16 protein-coding genes are annotated in these 19,540 nt (G+C 45.1%); 1 reads left to right on the top strand and 15 read right to left on the bottom strand.

Features of this window, described 5'->3' with window-relative positions; all coding sequences use genetic code 11:
• The 11 genes from E5672_RS11340 to murJ all read right to left on the bottom strand — a co-directional run bounded on the left by E5672_RS11340 (position 1) and on the right by murJ (position 14,699).
• The gene (locus tag E5672_RS11340) at positions 1-465 is read right to left on the bottom strand and encodes a type IV pilin protein (protein WP_136782304.1); all 465 of its coding nucleotides are present in this window, start codon (positions 463-465) and stop codon (positions 1-3) included.
• A 2-nt stretch (positions 466-467) separates the two neighbouring features.
• Positions 468-4,535 (bottom strand): PilC/PilY family type IV pilus protein, encoded by a 4,068-nt coding sequence (locus tag E5672_RS11335; RefSeq protein WP_136782303.1) that lies wholly within the window; start codon positions 4,533-4,535, stop codon positions 468-470.
• A gap of 8 nt (positions 4,536-4,543) precedes the next feature.
• On the bottom strand, positions 4,544-5,107 hold the full coding sequence (locus E5672_RS11330; protein ID WP_136782302.1) for a pilus assembly PilX family protein: 564 nt from the start codon (positions 5,105-5,107) through the stop codon (positions 4,544-4,546).
• Positions 5,104-5,961, bottom strand: a complete 858-nt coding sequence (locus E5672_RS11325) for a PilW family protein (RefSeq protein ID WP_136782301.1) — start codon at positions 5,959-5,961, stop codon at positions 5,104-5,106. The genes E5672_RS11330 and E5672_RS11325 overlap by 4 nt, the downstream gene beginning before the upstream one ends.
• The gene (locus E5672_RS11320) at positions 5,958-6,608 is read right to left on the bottom strand and encodes a prepilin-type N-terminal cleavage/methylation domain-containing protein (protein WP_136782300.1); all 651 of its coding nucleotides are present in this window, start codon (positions 6,606-6,608) and stop codon (positions 5,958-5,960) included. The genes E5672_RS11325 and E5672_RS11320 overlap by 4 nt, the downstream gene beginning before the upstream one ends.
• A gap of 431 nt (positions 6,609-7,039) precedes the next feature.
• Entirely contained in the window at positions 7,040-7,984 is a 945-nt protein-coding gene (gene ispH, locus E5672_RS11315) for a 4-hydroxy-3-methylbut-2-enyl diphosphate reductase (RefSeq protein ID WP_136782299.1), read from the bottom strand.
• 2 nt (positions 7,985-7,986) lie between these two features.
• Positions 7,987-8,454 carry an FKBP-type peptidyl-prolyl cis-trans isomerase gene (gene fkpB / locus E5672_RS11310; protein ID WP_014950129.1) on the bottom strand — a complete coding sequence of 156 codons (468 nt, stop codon included), beginning with the start codon at positions 8,452-8,454 and terminating at the stop codon, positions 7,987-7,989.
• 14 nt (positions 8,455-8,468) lie between these two features.
• Positions 8,469-9,017, bottom strand: coding sequence for a signal peptidase II (lspA, locus tag E5672_RS11305; protein ID WP_136782298.1), 549 nt, complete (start codon positions 9,015-9,017; stop codon positions 8,469-8,471).
• On the bottom strand, positions 9,010-11,829 hold the full coding sequence (gene ileS, locus E5672_RS11300; protein WP_136782297.1) for an isoleucine--tRNA ligase: 2,820 nt from the start codon (positions 11,827-11,829) through the stop codon (positions 9,010-9,012). Before ileS ends, lspA begins: the two co-directional genes overlap by 8 nt.
• A gap of 269 nt (positions 11,830-12,098) precedes the next feature.
• Positions 12,099-13,019, bottom strand: coding sequence for a bifunctional riboflavin kinase/FAD synthetase (gene ribF / locus E5672_RS11295; RefSeq protein ID WP_014950132.1), 921 nt, complete (start codon positions 13,017-13,019; stop codon positions 12,099-12,101).
• A gap of 120 nt (positions 13,020-13,139) precedes the next feature.
• Complete coding sequence (gene murJ / locus E5672_RS11290) at positions 13,140-14,699, bottom strand: murein biosynthesis integral membrane protein MurJ (protein WP_136782296.1); 1,560 nt, start codon at positions 14,697-14,699, stop codon at positions 13,140-13,142.
• A 449-nt stretch (positions 14,700-15,148) separates the two neighbouring features.
• Here murJ and rpsT point away from each other — a divergent pair, with 449 nt between their 5' ends.
• Complete coding sequence (gene rpsT / locus E5672_RS11285; protein WP_014950134.1) at positions 15,149-15,412, top strand: 30S ribosomal protein S20; 264 nt, start codon at positions 15,149-15,151, stop codon at positions 15,410-15,412.
• Between the two features lie 173 nt (positions 15,413-15,585).
• Here the strand turns inward: rpsT and E5672_RS11280 are convergent, their stop codons facing one another.
• From E5672_RS11280 to E5672_RS11265, 4 genes are all read right to left on the bottom strand, one after another.
• A complete protein-coding gene (locus tag E5672_RS11280) occupies positions 15,586-16,338 on the bottom strand; it encodes an SDR family oxidoreductase (RefSeq protein ID WP_136782295.1) in 753 nt (250 codons plus the stop codon).
• The gene (locus E5672_RS11275; RefSeq protein WP_136782294.1) at positions 16,338-17,468 is read right to left on the bottom strand and encodes a phosphotransferase family protein; all 1,131 of its coding nucleotides are present in this window, start codon (positions 17,466-17,468) and stop codon (positions 16,338-16,340) included. The genes E5672_RS11280 and E5672_RS11275 overlap by 1 nt, the downstream gene beginning before the upstream one ends.
• 172 nt (positions 17,469-17,640) lie before the next feature.
• Entirely contained in the window at positions 17,641-18,471 is an 831-nt protein-coding gene (locus E5672_RS11270; RefSeq protein ID WP_136782293.1) for an SDR family oxidoreductase, read from the bottom strand.
• Positions 18,472-18,616: 145 nt separating this feature from the next.
• The gene (locus E5672_RS11265; protein WP_136782292.1) at positions 18,617-19,498 is read right to left on the bottom strand and encodes a bile acid:sodium symporter family protein; all 882 of its coding nucleotides are present in this window, start codon (positions 19,496-19,498) and stop codon (positions 18,617-18,619) included.
• Positions 19,499-19,540: the final 42 nt, after the last annotated feature.

The following is a 19,540-nucleotide window of genomic DNA, read 5'->3' as shown; positions in this document are numbered from 1 at the left end:
TTAACAAGACCAGCAGTATTCACCAGTTTCTAGAGAACCATTATTGTTTTTGTCCCACCCTTTCCTTCCATCGCTGAAGTAGTAAAGGGTGCCATCTGCATCTTGACCAGAGCCCGAAACGGGGGTTGCTCTCAACTCATAATCGGTAGCACTTGCAGATTCAATAGTCAGATTATAGCGACGGTTAGCCGCTGGCTCTGATGAAGGTGAATGCGTTGCAAAAATTGAAGGGGCTCCTGTATCGCCTCCGCTTGCGCCGGCGCCTTTGTAACTAAAAGAGCCACTATGATGACGCTCCATCGCGGACGCTAAGCCTAATAAATCCGCCTGACCAGTACCGCGGTATCCATCAGCGATAACACCCTGATAGGACGGATAGGCAATGGCCGCGATTATGCCGACGATAGCCACCACAATCATCAATTCTATAAGTGAAAATCCTTGTAACTGCTTTTTGAACTTCATGGTTATTCCCTTTCTGTTTCTGAATGCCAGCTTCCGCGCTGAATACGTTCAAATCGACCGTAAATATTTTCAGCTAAGCATTCAAATGCACTGGTGCAAGCTTCGTCATTGCCGTCTTCATCGACCTCAATCACCGCAGACACACACTCTGTACCTAAACATACAACGGGACTAACAATATCTTCTATTAGAATTTTGGTCTCTGGCGCTATACCCGTTTGCTTTAACTCAGCAACCCGATCATCACCATTTACCTCACCGTCATTATTGACGTCGGTAACCGCATTACCATTGAACATACTGACAAGGTACGCTCGGCTATTACCCGTTGGGGGAGCGCAAGCGCTAGTACTACTAACGGCAGGAATATACGTGGTAAAGAACACCTTATAATCAATAATTAGCGGTGAAGACAATACTTTCTCGCCATTCGTTGTTAAATTCAAATACCAGCCATCTTTGTTGGCGAACGCCGCGGCGGCAAGTGCTCGCTCACTTTCATCACTACTGTTTAGCGCGTGACTGGTTGCATTATACATACTGCTTTCCGTCACTGTGTTCATGTAGGTATACCTGCCGTTTTCATCTCGCTTAAACACACCGCTATCTTTAAGCATGTAGAAATTGTCTTCTACAACAGTATCAAGTGGAGATGCACGCCACCCGCTACCTAGTGCAACGGCGTAATACAATTCTTCACCCAATGCGATTTCGGTCACATCCGGGCCATAGTAAAAACGGCGATTGGTTTCTTCAGTATCACCACCGAAATCGGCAATACGTGCACCTTTGATAAAATCAGAACCAGACTCCCCGTTATAGATATCCAGACGAAATAGTTGGCCCCCTGTATCTGCAACATACATGTGGTCGGCTTCACCATCATTATCCCTATCAATAACAGAAATGCGCCCCGGAATACTGTAGGTCATATTAGTTAAATCAAGATCAGAATCTTCATTACTGGCGTGCCAAAGCAAGCTTCCAGTATCAGCATCAAACATGTAAACAGCATTGCCCACTACGTCGTTGCCTCTTATTGAACGATCATCTTGAGCGTCATCATAACCCCCTCCAACAATCATCACGTTTTTAACTACGCCTCCCATATTCACTTTCGTGATGGTTGGTCTTGACCAGGTTTGCCCCAACTTAGTTAGGTCACCTTCACCGCCAGTAAGTTGATACTTAAGCTTAGGCGAGTTTTTCGCTGTAACGTCAAAGACATAATAATTGCGACCGCCTCTGCGCATACCAACGTAAAGATACATCTTGTTATCTACAGTCCTAAGAACCATATCGCCATCTAGTCCATATTCATGGTCAAGCGACGGTGTATCCTTGTAGAAATGATGTAAGTTTTGCAGTAGCTCTTTTGGCATAATGGCAAAGTTTTCTTCGCCAGTTTCTGTATCAAATGAATGTAGCATACCTTGGTTAGTCGCAACGAAGATGGCAGAGTCGTCTGTGCCGTAATTCACAATAATAGGCTGCGAATGAATAGGGTCGCCCATTTGAGTCCTGTAGTCACTTGTACTACCGTTGCCATTGCTATCTTTAACATCGACACCTCTTGCCCATTTTAGTATCGCCTCTCTCAAATCGTCGGCGTCAGTTTCACTTTGAATGGCGAGATCTGCCTTTGTAATAGACGAGTTGTTCTCGTGTAGCGCATTGTCCTCATCCACGATAGTGCCCACACCATCAAACACATATATGTTGCGGTTTATCCCTAGACGACTTGCGGCACCACCTTCACTCACCTCACTGCCGTCAGCTAGTGTAGACCAATAACTATGTGAGTTTTCTGCGAAAAAACCTGTCTCGCTATTAACAGCATTAAGGCTATTTTTATCGAGAATTTCGTCTCCACTTAACCGGTACCGCTTTAAGTTACCTGGCCAAATTGCCCCCTCACTGGGTTTAAATAGCGCAAAGTAAAGCTCGTCTCTATGGGTAAGACGGTTCAATTGGTTTACGGCAACACCAGGAGAAACAAACGTGGCGTTAACGTCTTTTACTGAACGCAAAATAGTATTGAATGCTTCAAGCAAGTCAGTACTATTATCGGCCTGATAGAAGCCTCCACCACTTTGCAAAGCGAGTTGATTGAGGAAATTATTAGCGGTGTTATTCGCAGCGAAGCCAATGGTGTGCGTTACGACTTTTGGCCCAATTACCGACGTAGAGGTATCGCTGATGTTTTTGACCAAATCAAGACCACACTTTTCCCCACCACTTCCAGTACATGTTTTACCAAGCAGCGTCTGAATTTTAGACACACTATGGTTATTATTCGCTTCACCATCAGACAATAAAACAATGTGATTGTTGGTTTGACACTGCAAGTCAGAAACAGGGGATATATAAGTCGCGGGGGTAGGAATTTGCTCTGTCACGCAATCACTGTCGGATAAGTTATCTTCCGTGCATCCAGACGGCAAAATGGAGTCGGCACCAATATATGAGCTACGATGACTCACTCGGGTGCTACGTCTTACTGATGAATTTACGTCGCTCTCTCCGCGCTTTCTACCATAATCTACACTTAGACCGCCGTAATAATTTGTCGCCTCTAACAGCGTATCTACGATAGGAGTAAACCCATTCGCACTTAGTTCATCAATTTTACTTATCAAGTGTTCGCGTACTGATGCCGTAGCACCTGGTGTAGCAGCACCGTTAAATTTAACAATAAGCTTTGGCGCTTTAGACGGCGAGTTGTAGGTATGCGCACCGCGATAAGACACAAAATCATCCATCACAAACGCCATATCATTACCTGATTCCCAGCCTGAACGGTCGACGATTTGCTTTACAATAGCGCTTATATCAGGTGTTCTATAACTATTGTTGTTATAAAAGTCAGGCATCGACCAAGTAATGCCCGATGTTTTCGGTAAATTTCGTAAGCGATAACGCTGATTTGGATGAAAGTCTGACGCGTCATCGTCGGCGACACCGCGAATTCGCATACTTGGGTTGCCGTAGGTCACTGTGCTATACGCTGTAAACTCAAGGTAAGCCTCAGCAATTTCTGCGCCCTGTGGAATATTTACGTTTCTAAATCGAACGCCAATATAATCGTTATAGGAAGGGTGAAATGTCAGTTCGCTCCCAGTGTTAGGGTAACCATCAGTATCTTCCTCAGAGTTATCTTTCGAGTTCCCAACCTGATAAATCCCCTCACCTTGCACACAGCCCGTCGCGGTAGAGTCATCGTAAGAAACAACTAATTGTGGCGCACCGCTTTGACCAACATCACTTGCTCTTACTTCTCGACCGCTCGCGGCATCCGAACTTGAACCTTCTATTAGGATATTTAAGTCTTTTCCGCCACACCACCCAGATAAGTCCACTACTTCTTGTATTACAGCGCTAATATCTGGCGTGGTAATGACTTCGCCTGAGGCCGGAAAGCTATTATCAGTTAACCATTCAACATTGGCAGCGGTTTTAGTACGTGTACTTAGATTGTTATTAGAAGAAGAAAACTCTGTGCTTGACGCAGACGCTTCTGCTGAAATAACCAGTGAAGTGCCTGCAACATTAAACCTTTCAGAAGTAAGACGAATGTTAGCACTTACAATAGTGGCCCCTTGAGGGATATTTAAGTCAGTAAACCGCATACCAGAGGTTACCGTTTGAGTGCCACTACTTAAGATCAAGTCGTTGCTGTCTGTCGTCACACTTCCATTTATTTCGTGGGCATCATGGTTGTCGTCATTCGTTGAAATAATAATTTCAGGACGCACCGCCTCGTCAATATTTCGCACTGGATAAAGAATTGGCCCGCCATAATCGGAGAAGCGCATCAGTCCAGCATTGATGTTTGTTGCTTCACCCAATGCTTCCTTAAGTGCATTTTGGACTCTAAGCATTCTTGTTTGGCTAGTGTTGTCGTATGCCCCCATACTCCCTGATGAGTCCATAATAAAGAGTACATTCGGGTTGTAGGTAACAGCATTACTGGCATTGCCGAGATAAATGTCGAGATCATCACCAAAAGCAGAAAAGCCGATACAGCTAAAAAGCGTAATTGAAACTAAGTAGTTGGAAATTTTCTTCATTACGACACCTATTGTGAGGCCGGGCCAAAGACTGATGCAGCTAAACTATTAGCTACCACTGTGGACTTACCCGAAACTTTTCCGCAGCCTCTAATAATAAATACGTGGCAGTTAATATTACTTCCACCAATCACATTGCTTGAACCCCGGCAAGCTTGTTCACGAATAAAAGCAGTACGCGACCAGCTTTTTGAAGAAGCCGCAGTTTGGTAAGTACCATCCGTGATATGCCTGTTACCCACCGATAATCCCCCTTCAGTCATGAACCTATCAGTCCACTGCTCATCGTCGATACAACTCATAGTATCTACATCAGGGTCAAATATATTGCCTTGTCTGGCTTCGGAGAGGGGGTCTGTTTTTGTCGGATCAGTCAGCAGCGACTCATCTTCTGACTCGAAGAACACGCCTGCAATTGCCGACTCAGCAGCGTCAAATGCTAAACCGCTTTGCTGCATAGACACGGCCATTTTAGATTGAGACAAACTACTGGTTACCGCACTAACGCCTAAAACCGTGATCGACAGCAAAACAAGCAGTGCAAACACCATGACCAAGCCTTGCTGTTTCATCGTGAACTCCTGACAAAATTTTTCATATTTCTTAGCGCTAAAGTCTTTGTAAACACTTGATAATAGTGAGCGGTACCCATTGTTATTGATGCTTCATTTAAAAGCGCATATTTTTGTGCCTGGGTCTGCCTTACTTCATTTTGATAACTTTTCAGCATAATAGCCCAGCGTAAAGACACCACTTGTTGATTAAGGGCTCTTAGATTATCGATATCGTCGGCTGTAACGTAAGTCACGGCTTGACCATTTGAACTTGTAATCACGTCTGACACACCAAACTGCACCTGAAAACTTTCTACGTTGTCGAGTAATGTGACAGTAACGGGATCAACAGATTGTGATTTAAGACCAAGAAGAACGCGCCCATCGTACCCCGTGCATTTGAGCGTGCTGCCACTTACAAAATAGTGATTAACTACGTGAAACTCACTGCCAGCATAGCCATGCGAGTTCCCTGTACAGTCTTCATCGTTTAATAGGCTAACTACGAGTTTGTCGCTGCCACCGCTCGCGGTCTGCACGCTGCCTAATGTGTTATTAGTAGGAAAATCGCCGGCTATGGCAATAGGGTGATTTTCGACATAAGCAGCTTCAGCGACAATATCAACAGATGTGTCGACATTTGCGACTATTTGGTCGTAGCGTCCGACTTCGTAAAATTCTGCAGACAGACGCGCCATGATAAAACGCCCCGACTCTTGAACTTGAGCAACGGCTTGATTGAGCTTGTTAGTTACACTCGAGCTCACTAGCACCTGTATGACTGCACCAGAAATAACAAGCCCTAGGGTCAAAGCAATCATTAACTCTACAAGGGAAAACCCGTGTTGTTTGCGCTGATTAAGGAGCTTCATAGAGTGATGTCCTTAAAAACACATGCATTGCTGTCTCCGTCTGCTTTATTGCAACGAGAGTTTAGCTGGTATTGATGATTGCCAGAGGATGATACTGGCCACATAAGCAACACCTCCACACGTGAGCCCGGACTACAACTGTAGGTGTCAGCGTTGTTATTATCAGCACAAGATACTGACACTGTGGTTTGCGGGTTGGTTTGCACCGCTGAACAAGATAATGCCCAGCCGTCGTATTTGGCCATTTGAGTTTCGGTGCAAGATTGCCCTTCACAATTTGGAATATCAGCAGGTCGCGTTAAACAGCAGCCGTAGTAAGGTTGAGAAGTACTAGCACAACTTAGGCCTGAAAAGTTGTACGTGGTGTCTGAGAAGTAGTCGTTATTTGCCACCATTCCGTCGCCAACGGTTGCTGGGCGAGCAGCAGCCCTTAATCGCTCTGCCACTTGTGCAGCTACCATTTCAGCCTGTGTCCTGCTAATAGCATCTTTATTAGCAAAAGAGCCTGTAAATTGAAGCGCAGCAACGCCCAATAAACCTACTGCTAATATAAATAGAGTAATTAAGATCTCTATAAGACCAACACCGCGCTGTAAGCGGATTGTGCTTCCTTTCACTTGGTTTATCGCCACCTTTTTAACTCTCATCACCTTTGCCAGATTCAAAACGTAAGAACGGGTGTTATCACCAATTTAGTATAGTAAGACAAAAGCGTATTACACTGGGTATCATTGGTTATCAAAACGTATAAATTTTTGCTATTTTTGAGGTAGCAAAGCGGCTATAAGAAGAAGACAAACTTGCACTAACATAGCGTTTTGATGAGCCTAGAAAAACGCGGGCAGAATAATCAACTTTACAAATCCAGCGGGCTCTCATCAAAGTATTAGCCCTACACGCCCAGCAAAAATATCGCTGTATATATCCCCCAACTTTAAACGTCAAATTCCAAATAACTAAATTCGTTTTGATTTAAGGTATCATTATCTATTCGTAAGCCGTTGAATTTCCAGTAGACAAAAGCATAAAAAAACACCGCAACTAGGTGCGGTGTTTTTTATTTTAAAATAGGGATAGATTAGACGACCTGTTTAACCCTCAGCTCTTTAGGTACGGCAAATTCTACATTCTCTTCGCGTCCAGCACGTTCAGAAGCTGAAACCGCGCCCCATGCTTTGAGTTTATTTACCACACCTTGGACTAACACTTCAGGTGCAGATGCGCCTGCGGTAACGCCAATATGCTCTACACCCTTTAGCCATTCTTCTTGAATGCAATTAGCATCAGCTATCAAATAGGCTTTAGCGCCAATTTTTTCAGCTAACTCGCGAAGACGGTTCGAGTTTGAGCTATTCTGTGCACCAACAACCAGTAATACCTGACAATCTTGGGCTAGGTCACGCACCGCATCTTGGCGATTCTGCGTGGCATAGCAAATGTCGTCTTTTCTCGGGCCATTGATTTTGGGGAACTTAGCGCGAAGTGCATCAATAACATCAGCGGTATCATCAACAGACAGTGTAGTTTGGCTGCAATAATAAAGGTTGGTCGGGTCTTTAACTTCAAGCGTTGCCACATCAGCTTCAGATTCAACTAAATAAATACCGCCATCTTCGTTGCTGTACTGACCCATGGTGCCCTCTACTTCAGGGTGACCAGCATGACCAATTAAGATACATTCAGTGCCCGTTTTGCTAGCGCGGGTAACTTCCATATGTACTTTGGTCACTAAGGGGCACGTGGCGTCAAAGACCTTAAGACCACGACTTTCTGCTTCTTTTCTTACCGCTTGCGATACGCCATGGGCAGAAAATATTACTATGCTGTCGTCTGGTACTTCGTGAAGTTCATCCACAAATAACGCTCCACGCTCACGTAGCCCATCTACCACAAATTTATTGTGTACCACTTCGTGGCGCACATAAATGGGCGGCTCGAACATTTCAAGCGCGCGTTCAACTATGGTGATAGCTCTATCAACGCCCGCACAGAAGCCACGAGGGTTAGCTAAATGAATTTGCATAACTAGTTTCCACCTTGTGCTGACACGCCAGGTTTAACATCAATAATTTCAACGTCAAAGATAACCGTTTGCCCTGCTAACGGATGATTGAAATCTACCGTAACAGAGTCACCAGCAGCACTTCGAATAATACCCGGAATCTCTGAACCATCAGGCTGTGCGAACGCTAAAATCATGCCTTCCTCAACTTGCAAATCTGCACCAAAGCGGCTTCTATCCATATAGTGAATATTATTTGGATCAGACTGGCCGAATGCATCTTCAGGGCCTAATTTAAATGACTTTTTGTCACCTTTTTTAAGCCCAAGTAAACACGCTTCAAAATTCGGCGTAAGGCTACCGTCACCCATCACCATTTTGGCAGGTTTGTTGTTTACACGAGTACTGTCAGCGGCAGAGCCATCTTCTAGCTTTAAATCAAAGTGAAGAATAACTTCGTTATCAGCACCAATTATCAATGAGTCTGTCATAACCTTTCCGAATACTACTTAATGGTTTCGCTACTGTCTGCCGCGCTTGTTTGCGCGTCTGCACCGTTGCCTTCGCTTTTTTTATCGCCATTTTTAAACATGTCGATAATAAGTAAAGCCGCGCCTATAAATATTGCGCTGTCGGCAATGTTAAACGCTGGCCAGTGGTAATTGTTTACGTAAAAATCTAAAAAGTCGATGACATAACCATGGACTAAACGGTCGTAAACATTGCCTAATGCACCACCTAGAATAAAGGCAAACGCAACGGGCAGCATTTTTTGCGAACGGGGTGACTGCTTCAGCCACCACAAAATCACTACACTTACTACAACAGCAATGGCAGTAAAGAACCAGCGCTGCCAGCCACCTGCATTTTCTAAAAAGCTAAATGCGGCGCCGTAATTGTGTACGTAAGTAAAGTTAAAAAACGGCAATACCTGTATCGACTGATACAAGGACATACTGTCGATAACCGTGTACTTACTCCATTGGTCGAGGATAAACGCAATTGCGCTTATCCACAAAAAACGCAAGCCTGTTTCGCGAAAAAGCTTAAGCATAGTGGCGTTCTTCTCCATCACCGTCAATGTTTGTCACACAGCGACCACAAAGCTCTTCGTGGCCTTCATGTGAGCCCACATCTTCACGGTGATGCCAGCAGCGAACACACTTTTCACCGCTTGCTTTATTAACGCTCAACCATAAACCTTCTACGTCTGTGGCTTTCGCATCAGACGGTGCACCGTCAACTTTAGTTAGCGTAACGCCCGACGTAATAAGAACGAAGCGTAGCTCGTCTTCAAGCTTTGCGAGTACGTTGTACAACGACTCGGTAGCATAAAGCGAAATGCTCGCTTCTAGTGAGCCACCTAGCTCGCCATCTTTACGCGCCTGTTCCATCGCTTGGTTTGCCGCGTCTTTTACGCTTAGCACTTGATGCCATAGGGCATCGTTAAACGTATCGCTTTGCGTGAAGTTGTTAAACCCTTCGTACCAGGTTTCAGTGAATACAAACTCGCTGCGCTCACCTGGTAACGTTTCCCAGATTTCTTGAGCAGTAAAGCTGGTAATAGGCGCCATCCAGCGAACCAATGCTTCAATGATATGATACATGGCCGTTTGGCATGAGCGACGGGCAAGGCCATCTGCTTTTGCCGTGTACTGACGGTCTTTAATTACGTCTAAATAGAATGAGCCCAGCTCAATGGAACAGAAGTGCGTAAGCTTCTGTGACACTACCAGCAAGTCGTAGTTGTCATACGCTTCGATAAGCTCTTCTTGAAGTGCCTTAGCACGAGCAACAATCCAGCGGTCAAGCGCGACCATATCGTCTTCTGCTACCGCATCTTCAACGTTGAAGCCGTTAAGGTTAGCAAGCAAGAATCGCGCGGTGTTACGTACGCGGCGGTAGCCATCTGCAGCACGCTTTAAGATTTCATCCGATACCGCAATCTCGCCGCGATAGTCAGTAGACGCTACCCATAGACGAAGGATGTCTGCGCCTAATTTGTTAGTCACTTCCTGAGGCGCCACAACATTACCTACCGACTTCGACATTTTTCTGCCGTGGGCATCTACCGTAAAGCCGTGTGTTAGCACTTCTTTATAAGGCGCGTGACCGTGCATGGCAGTTGATGACATAAGCGAAGACATAAACCAACCGCGGTGCTGGTCAGAACCTTCAAGATATAAATCGGCAGAGGCCGGGATATCATCGCGACGGTCTACAACGAAGTAATGCGTTACCCCTGAGTCAAACCAAACGTCTAGCGTATCGGTCACTTTTTCATAGTTGTCTAATTCGCTACCAAGCAGGGCTGCATCGTCGAGATCCCACCACGCTTGAATGCCTTTAGCTTCAACTTCTTGTGCCACCTTTTCCATTAACGCCGCAGACTCTGGGTGGATTTCACCGGTAAGTTTGTGCACATACAAAGGAATAGGCACGCCCCACGTACGTTGACGTGAGATACACCAGTCTGGACGACCTTCAACCATTTTTTCAATGCGGTTTTGGCCCCAATCTGGGATCCACTTGGTTTGCTTAATTTGTTCAAGTGATTCAGCGCGAAGGCCTTTTTTATCCATGCTTACAAACCACTGAGGCGTAGCGCGGAAAATAATTGGCGTTTTGTGGCGCCAGCAATGCGGGTAGCTGTGCTCGTATTTTACGTTTAGGACAAGGTTACCCTTCTCTTTAACCGTTTCGATAATTTCATCGTTGGCTTTAAATACAAACTGACCTGCAAACAGCGGTGTGTTTTCAAGGTACACGCCATTGTTACCTACCGGATTGTACACTTCGATATCGTATTGCTTGCCCACGTTAAAGTCGTCAACACCATGAGCTGGGGCTGTGTGTACGCAGCCTGTACCAGAATCAGTTGTAACGTGGTCGCCTAGAATTAACGGAACTTCAAGGTCTAAGAATGGGTGATTAACTTTAAGCTTATCAAGCGCAGCACCAGTACAGGTTGCCACTTCGCGGAAATCTTCAACGCCGTAGCGGCTCATGCAGCTTTCAAGCAGGTCCTGCGCTACCACTAGCCATTCGTTTGAAGGCTGAACTTCAATAATTGCATAGGTAAGCTCTGGGTGTAAGCTGATTGCACGGTTGGCCGGCAGTGTCCACGGTGTGGTGGTCCAAATTACAACGCCCGCTTTGTGTGTGGTTAAGTCGCTTTCAGACACGCCAAACGCTTCTGCGATAGCAGCCACATCAGCCACTGGGAACTTAACGTCGATTGCCGGTGATACTTTGTCTTTGTATTCAACTTCTGCTTCAGCAAGTGCTGAACCACAATCTGTACACCAGTGAACAGGTTTGAAGCCCTTTTCTAAGTGACCAGAGTCTACAATTTTACTTAATGCACGAATGATGTCGGCTTCAGATTTGAAGTCCATTGTTTTGTATGGGTTATCCCACTCACCAAACACACCTAAGCGTTTAAAGTCAGCCATTTGGCCGTCAATTTGCTTTTGTGCATATTCGCGACACTTTTGACGAAATTCAGCCGCCGTAACTTTCTTACCTGGCTTACCAACTTTCTTTTCTACCATCAATTCTATCGGCAAACCGTGGCAGTCCCACCCAGGAACATACGGAGAATCGAAGTCAGAAAGGTTTTTTGACTTTACAATAATGTCTTTAAGAATTTTGTTAACCGCGTGACCAATGTGAATATCGCCATTTGCATAAGGAGGGCCATCGTGAAGAATAAACGGTTTTTTGCCTTTTTTCGCTTCACGAATTTTGCTGTATACCCCTTTTTCCTGCCAGTCTTTAAGCATTTTCGGCTCGCGCTGAGCAAGGTTACCGCGCATCGGGAACGCAGTTTCTGGAAGGTTCAGTGTGGCTTTGTAATCACTCATAAAATTGTATTATCCGGTTACCTTAATTTTCACCCAATGCACTAACACATTGTGAAGGCGATATTCATTTTGCGATGTTCAAATTAAAACGCTGAATGTAAAAGGTTCAACGTAAAACTGTGTGTCGTTCTTACTAGCGCAAGGCTGACGTTATATGTTCTAGCACAGTGACTTACTTACGCGTTTCGCGAACAAGGATCCACGTTTAAAAAATCAAGCTCAATAAAATTAATACGCGCAGAAACTTTTCGTGACTTTATCACGTTTAACTATGCTAATAACAGACGCGCTTGTGCTGCATCTGCTTGAATTTGATCTTTCAACGCCTCAAAAGAATCAAATTTAATTTCATCTCTTATTTTTGCCATCGGAAACACCGTAATAGGCTTGCCGTATAGGTCAGATGACAAATCAAAAATATGGACTTCCAGCTGGTTTCTTACCCCGTTAACAGTAGGGCGGGTGCCAATATTCGCAACGCCGTTATAGTGTTTTCCATCTACGTCGACACGAACTGCGAACACGCCGTGAATTGGCGTTTTTTGACGTTTTAGCATGACATTCGCGGTGGGAAAGCCAATGGTGCGACCTTTTTTCTCGCCGTGAACCACCCTACCGTGAATAGCAAACGGGCGCCCTAGCATTTCGGTAGACAAACCAAAGTCGCTGTCAGCCAACGCTTCTCGCACCGCGGTAGAGCTTATGCGGTGAGCGTGCATGGTAAAACTGTGGGTGCTTACTACTTCGAAACCGTATTGGCGACCTGCCGCCTCGAGCATTTCGAAATCGCCTTTACGGCCATTGCCAAAACGGAAATCGTCGCCAACAACAAGAAATTTAACACCCAGTTTGTCCACCAATAAATCGTGAACGAAGGTATCGGCACTTTGCTTAGCAAACTCCGCGTTAAATCGCACAGCAAGCAGTCTGTCCACACCTTGTTGGCGCAGCAATTCGTATTTTTCGCGAAGAGGGCTTATACGCGCTGGCGCTTTATCAGGCATAAAGACTTCTTCAGGCTGCGGTTCGAACACCATTACGGTGGCAGGAAGTGATAGCGATTTCGCTTTTTCAAGCACGTTAGCCAACACAGCTTGATGACCACGGTGTACGCCGTCGAACTTGCCAATAGTGAGCACACACCCTTTATGGTGCGGTTTTACATTGTTTAGCCCGCGGATAAATTCCACTGTTAGCCACTACCTTTTAACTGCTAGAAAATCAAAGCTCGCGATTATAGCCGACCGCGAGCACAATACCAAGCACACGGGCCATTCTGACTCCATGCGCTATTTCGCATCTATTGAATACTAATCGCCGCCGCTTCTGAAATGTCTGGGTCGCATGCCCAGCACCACCATGGTGATCACAAAGAGTATAACCGACAGCGAAATGGTTATTCCTACCTCTAACATTTGGGCGGAAAGAGACAATTCAAAGAAAGCTAAGCCTTGATCGCGATAATAAATAAGCCCGCCCATGGCAGCACTTGCAATAACCACACGGGCAATAAACAAAACCGATGTGCGGCTTAACGCAAATACACCTTGTCTATGCAGTGTTATATAAAGCAAAGCGGCGTTAAGCGTTGCTGACATACTGGTAGCGACAGCAAGCCCTACATAACCAAACGGAATCGCTAAAATAAGGTTAAACACCATGTTTGCGACCATACACCAAATACCAAATTTCACTGGCGTCTTGGTATCTTGGCGAGAGTAAAACCCTGGCGCGAGGATTTTTACCAGCATAAAGCTGAGCAAGCCAAACGAGTACGCGGTAAGCGAGTAAGACGCCATAATGGCGGTTTCCGCGGTAAACGCGCCGCGCTGAAAAATAACGGTCAGAATAGGCCTTGCCATCACGCCAAGTCCCACTGCCGCGGGAATGCCCAATAAACACACCATGCGAAACGCCCAATCGATATTCGCAGCAAACGCTTTGGGGTTATTACTGACGTGGTTTCGGGATAGCGTAGGTAAAATGACTGTTGCGATGGCAATACCAAACAACCCTAGGGGAAATTCAAGCAGCCTGTCTGAATAGTACAACCAGCTTATTGAACCGGTAACTAAAAAGCTGGCGATGAAGGTATCAAACAACAAATTGATTTGCCCTACTGACACACCGAATAAAGCAGGGATCATCAGGGTGCGTACTTTTATCACGTTTTCGTCATGCCAGCCCCACTTTGGCTTTACCAAAAGCCCAGCCCTGAACAAAAACGGTAGTTGAAACAAGAACTGTACAATACCGCCGATAAACACCCCCCACGCTAGCGCGTATGCGGGTTGCTCTAGCGTAGGTGCTAAGTATATTGCGCATGCAATAATGCATACGTTAAGTAAAACCGGCGTGAAAGCGGCAACCGCAAACTTATTGAGCGTATTGAGTATCGCCCCGGCCAACCCAGTCAAAGAGATAAACGCTAAATAAGGAAAGGTAATTTTTAACATGGTCGACGCGAGCACAAACTTATCTCCCGCCTCGTCTCCTTCCAGCCACGCCACAAACCATCCTGTTCCGAATAAAGCGGCCAAAACCGGTGATGCGATAACCCCTATGATAGAAACTACAAAAACAATAGCGCCTAATGTACCGCTGACTTTTGCAACGAACTCTCTAAGCTGCTTTTTATCGTCGTTCTCGTGCACTTCGGTTAATACTGGAATAAACGCTTGCGCAAATGCGCCTTCAGCGAATAGACGACGAAGAAAATTAGGAATTTTGTTAGCAAAGAAAAATACGTCAGCGGCTGCCCCATCGCCCATAAGCTTGGCAACAACAACATCACGCACCAGGCCTAATACTCGCGAGACCAGGGTCATAATACTGACGATAAGACCAGATTTTATTAACTTCCGTGACACGTCACACTTCCAATAAGAGATAAAGAAAAGGCTGAATAGCAAACGCTTTTTATGAGTAACTAAAGACGTCTACTAGGCGTAAAGAGGCAACAACAGGTTGCGAGCGAGCCATAATAGCGAAAGCCTATGGTCTACGAAACGATTTATTCAAAATAGTTGTGCACCTTTATGAACTTTCTTGCTATAATCCGCGCCCGACATGGGGTGCTGTTGTTTTTGCATGTCTATCGCTTAAATGTCCTGAAAGAATATCATTACGAATTTCTTTCAAAAAATGTCGCAGAGAAATGTCGCAAAGAATGTGCAACGTGTTGAGCATACTTTGTGTTCAATAGCTTGCGCGTTTTAATGCGGAATGATTTAAGTTTTAAATCGTTTGACATTTGGGCGTTTGGTAGGCACAATCCGCACCCTCGTTTTTGACATGAATTTATTTTGGGAGTTACACCTTGGCTAACATTAAGTCTGCTAAGAAGCGTGCAATCCAAGCCGAAAAGCGTCGTCAGCACAACGCTAGCCGTCGTTCAATGACTCGTACAAGCATCAAGAAAGTTATCGCTGCAATTGCAAGCGGTGACAAAGAAGCGGCACAAGCTGCACTTACTGCTGCTACTCCAGTACTTGACAGAATGGCTACTAAAGGCTTGATTCACAAGAACAAAGCTGCTCGTCATAAGAGCCGTCTAGCTGCACAAATCAAAGCACTAGGTTAATCTTTACGATTAGTAGTTAAAAAAGCGCCCTTCGGCGCTTTTTTTGTATCTGTAATCGACGCTAATTAGCATGGGTTACTGATTTCAAATTTAGACTTAAAGGCATAAAGCCCACCACTAGGCGAGCTCTGTTACAATCTTTGCGGTGTGTTCACATCCCAGCTATCCGCTTATCAGCTCATTTTTCTTATTGAGTTTGCCGGTGCAATACGCATGATCCAGTGAAGGATGGCCCAAGGCCAGCTTGGCACAAACGCATTCGCTTTTTCTTTATTGATTGCATTGACCATCGCGCGACAGCCCACATCGGTATCAACAATAAACGGTACTTTCTCTACTTTTTCGTTTATTTCGCTGCGAATAAAACCGGGGTGAATACAGGTGACGTTAATTGGCGTATTCATTACATCCATTCGAATGCCTTCGGTCATTGATGTAAGCCCTGCTTTTGTTGCTGCGTATACAGTCATGGCGCGCCTAAAGCCGCGCACCGCGCTTATAGATGAAATCGTCACAAGATGACCACTATTTTGCGCCCTAAAGATAGTCATTGCCGCTTCACATTGTGCTAGCGCCGACACAAAATTAGTCACCGCCGTTTGCTTATTAGCGTGGAAATACCCTGTTCCAATAGACGCGCCCTTGCCCATTCCTGCGTTCACAATGACTCTATCAAGGGTCCCCATGTCGGCTTTGAATGCGTCGAATACTTCAAACACCGCATCGTGATCGTTTACATCCAGCGAGCGAATATACACGTCAATGTTTGGATTAATTGAAAATAGTTCTTCTTTCAGTTTTTCTAGGTTCTCAAAGCGCCTTGCGCATAAGGCTAAGTTACACCCCTGTTTGGCAAACTCAATCGCCATTCCCTTGCCTAGGCCTGAACTTGCGCCTGTGATCAGAATATTGCGTCTTGTTGTCATTATCGTTTTCCTGATGCTTTGATGGCCTTATTACAACGCCACATTAAGTAATGAATAAAGATCCAAAAGTTTTTGAATGCTGGGTTATTAGTTTGCTTGTGGTGATAGCGATAGTAGATTTGCTGGGCAATACCGGCTAAACGGAAAAGTCCGTAAACCTCGTAAAAGGTAAAATCATCTACATCTATTTCCATCTCTTTGCAGTAGTACGCAACCACCTGCTTTCGAGTTAGCATACCGGGTAAGTGAGTAGGCTGGCGTCGCGTTGATTGGGCCAAAAAGTCATCATCAGCTTGTACCCAATACGCCAAGGTATTACCCAAGTCCATAAGCGGGTCGCCTAAGGTCGCCAGTTCCCAGTCCAACACACCGATAATTTGCGTATAGTTGTCTGGCTTTAACACCACGTTGTCGAATCGGAAGTCATTGTGAGTAATACAAATGCGTTCATTAGCGGGCATGTGGTTTTCTAGCCAGCGCATTATTTTTTTACCCGAGGGGACATTCCAGGTTTTTGCTTTACTATAGCGTTCGCTCCACCCGCTTATTTGGCGTTCTATGTATCCAGCACCTTTACCTAAGTGCTCGAGCCCCGCTTTTTTATAATCCACTTTATGAAGCTCGATTAAGCTATCAAGTACATTAGTGCAGAGCTGTTTGGTTTGCTGCGCAGACGTGGTTAAGCCTTTGGGTAAGTTCTTACGTGGTATCACGCCGGTAAACTTCTCCATTACGTAAAACTCTGTGCCTATAACGCTCTCGTCTTCACAAAGTCCAAGCATCTCTGGCACATAGCGATAAACAGGCTTTAACGCATGCTGTAATCGAAACTCCCGCCCCATATCGTGAGCACCTTTAGCTTTAGTACCTGCCGGTGCCCGACGCAAAATTAATGACGTTTGCTCGCCCTGATTTTGATCGTGGCTTTGATAGTCCAGGCAGTACGTCCAATTAGACGCGCCCCCAGAATACTGGGTGACTTGAGGCAAACTATCGCTGCTTTGTATAGCAGCTGATAATGATGGACTGGAGGCAATAATATTTTCCTTAAGCCAGTTGTGCACAGCGCTGACGTCTAACTCTTCGCCCGCACGCACGCTATCGGCTTTATCTACGACCTGTTGTTGCATATCTCATTCTTCTTGTAATTCTGTTTCAAAGGGCCTATTCAAAGTGCTTACTCACAATCTTTGGCTAGAAGATACTTCTGTTTGTGCCTGTACAAGAGCAGCTCGACAATTATCTTCAGATAGCTTGGCGACAAACACAGGTGAACGCGTTTCCGTTTTACCTAATTTTGCTTTAAATTTGCTTTTCCATTGCACGCTTCATCATCTTCGTTTGATTGAGCATATTTTTTATATAACGCTGGGTTGGCAGCAGCTTCTTTAACAGGAAAGCGCGTTTACCCAGTTTATGGGTAAGAATAAGAAACTGCTTTTTATCGACTTGCTGAAATATGGACTCGGCCACTTCTTCTTTCGTCATGTCTGCTTTGGCAAAGAATTTATTAAGCATCTTGTGCGACGCAGCGTTGCTGCTACGCATCGACTCATCTAAATTCGTTTTAAAGAAGCTTGGACAAACTACACTAACGTCAATATTGTCAGGCGCTAATTCCAGCTTCATAGTTTCAGAAAACGACACCACAGCGGCTTTAACCGCGTTATAACTTCCCATATAAGGAATAGGCGTTAGCCCTGCTTGTGATGCAATATTTATGAAATAGCCACCGCCATGCTCTCGCATTAACGGTAAAAGTGCACGACTGACTCTCACCATGCCTAACAGGTTAATATCAAACACCCACTGCCACTGCTCAATGTCCTCATCCAGAAGGCTACCACCCGTAGCGACACCTGCATTATTAAATACGTAGTCAACGCCGCCCCAGCGAGTTTCCAAGGTGTTCGCTAACGTTTGAACATCACTGTTAGTGGTTATATCGCAGTGTATGTAGAAAGCATTCGCACCTTGGGCAATTAGCGTATTTACCGTTTCATCGCCTCTTTCTTGGTTAATGTCGGCAATACAAATAGCTATCTCATCTTCTTTGCTTGCCCACTTTTCGGCCCACTTAAGGGCAATGGCCTGACCTAAGCCAGTAGCGCCACCGGTAATTAATACGCGCATGTTGTGTTTCCTAACTATTTTTGTTTCACTATTTTTGTGTCGGCGTTTATGTTTAGTTGCTCTTTCAGTATTCACCGCTTTATCAATAATTAATTGCGCTCTAGAGTTGGCCAACTCAACTAACTAATCAAACTAATTCTATCTTTTACAATGGCACTGAAAGTTGTTCGTTACGCATTTTTCGTTTTGCCCACAGGGCCAATAGTGCGGGCCCAATGTACATCGCTATGCCGTATACACCAGGTGCGATCGCGTAATCAGGCGCATTTAAAAAGGTTATGCATATCAGCATTGCAAGTGCTGCGTTTTGCACGCCTATTTCAATAGCCAGCGTGAGAGAGTCTTTAAATGCTAGGTTTGATAGCTTAGCAAGCCCGAGCCCTAACAATACCGATGATAAGTTTAACGTTAAGCAAACCAAAAACGCGCTTTCAAAGGACGCGGCTAAATTGTTTCTTTCTGAAACCAGCACGCCCACTATCATGAGCAACATGAAGTACATGGAAAATTGCCGAAAGAAATGCTCAGTTTTAGTGGCGAAAGCTCTATTAAAGCGGCGAATTGTCATACCTAAAATGACCGGTAAAATCGATACACCGACGAGTCCTATCACGGTTTGGATAATAGAAAAGTCTGGCGCGTTTTCTTTGACAAAATAATCAATAGCGAATTGAATAATAAACGGCGTTGTAAATACACAAGCAATAGTAGAGATAGCGGTTAAGCTTACTGAAAGGGCTAGATTTGCTTTTGCAATGTGACTGATTAAATTACTGGTCGTGCCGCCTGGGCATGCCGCTAAAACCATAACGCCAACCGCAATATAATCGGGTAGACTAAAAGCAAAACATAGTCCTAGCGCCAACAAAGGCAGCACTATAATTTGCCCTACAAAACCCGTTACCACTGCTCTAGGTGCTTTAAGTAGCCGGGCAAAGTCAGCAAGAGTTAGCGTTAGCCCCATACCAAACATAACAAATGCCAAAGCGAGAGGTAACAACACCTCGGTAAGTACAGATGCCTGCATGCACACGCCCCTTACAAAAGAAACCTTTTATTAACATTTAAG

This window comes from Alteromonas portus (assembly GCF_005117025.1).
Classification (GTDB): Bacteria; Pseudomonadota; Gammaproteobacteria; order Enterobacterales; family Alteromonadaceae; genus Alteromonas; species Alteromonas portus.
This window is presented reverse-complemented; position numbering and strand designations above follow the sequence as displayed.

Excerpts from the sequence above, each read along its gene's own strand:
- E5672_RS11340 (WP_136782304.1), bottom strand. The coding sequence starts at position 465 with ATGAAGTTCAAAAAGCAGTTACAAGGATTTTCACTTATAGAATTGATG.
- E5672_RS11335 (WP_136782303.1), bottom strand. The coding sequence starts at position 4,535 with ATGAAGAAAATTTCCAACTACTTAGTTTCAATTACGCTTTTTAGCTGT.
- E5672_RS11330 (WP_136782302.1), bottom strand. The coding sequence starts at position 5,107 with ATGAAACAGCAAGGCTTGGTCATGGTGTTTGCACTGCTTGTTTTGCTG.
- E5672_RS11325 (WP_136782301.1), bottom strand. The coding sequence starts at position 5,961 with ATGAAGCTCCTTAATCAGCGCAAACAACACGGGTTTTCCCTTGTAGAG.
- E5672_RS11320 (WP_136782300.1), bottom strand. The coding sequence starts at position 6,608 with ATGAGAGTTAAAAAGGTGGCGATAAACCAAGTGAAAGGAAGCACAATC.
- ispH (WP_136782299.1), bottom strand. The coding sequence starts at position 7,984 with ATGCAAATTCATTTAGCTAACCCTCGTGGCTTCTGTGCGGGCGTTGAT.
- fkpB (WP_014950129.1), bottom strand. The coding sequence starts at position 8,454 with ATGACAGACTCATTGATAATTGGTGCTGATAACGAAGTTATTCTTCAC.
- lspA (WP_136782298.1), bottom strand. The coding sequence starts at position 9,017 with ATGCTTAAGCTTTTTCGCGAAACAGGCTTGCGTTTTTTGTGGATAAGC.
- ileS (WP_136782297.1), bottom strand. The coding sequence starts at position 11,829 with ATGAGTGATTACAAAGCCACACTGAACCTTCCAGAAACTGCGTTCCCG.
- E5672_RS11280 (WP_136782295.1), bottom strand. The coding sequence starts at position 16,338 with ATGACAACAAGACGCAATATTCTGATCACAGGCGCAAGTTCAGGCCTA.
- E5672_RS11275 (WP_136782294.1), bottom strand. The coding sequence starts at position 17,468 with ATGCAACAACAGGTCGTAGATAAAGCCGATAGCGTGCGTGCGGGCGAA.
- E5672_RS11270 (WP_136782293.1), bottom strand. The coding sequence starts at position 18,471 with ATGCGCGTATTAATTACCGGTGGCGCTACTGGCTTAGGTCAGGCCATT.
- E5672_RS11265 (WP_136782292.1), bottom strand. The coding sequence starts at position 19,498 with ATGCAGGCATCTGTACTTACCGAGGTGTTGTTACCTCTCGCTTTGGCA.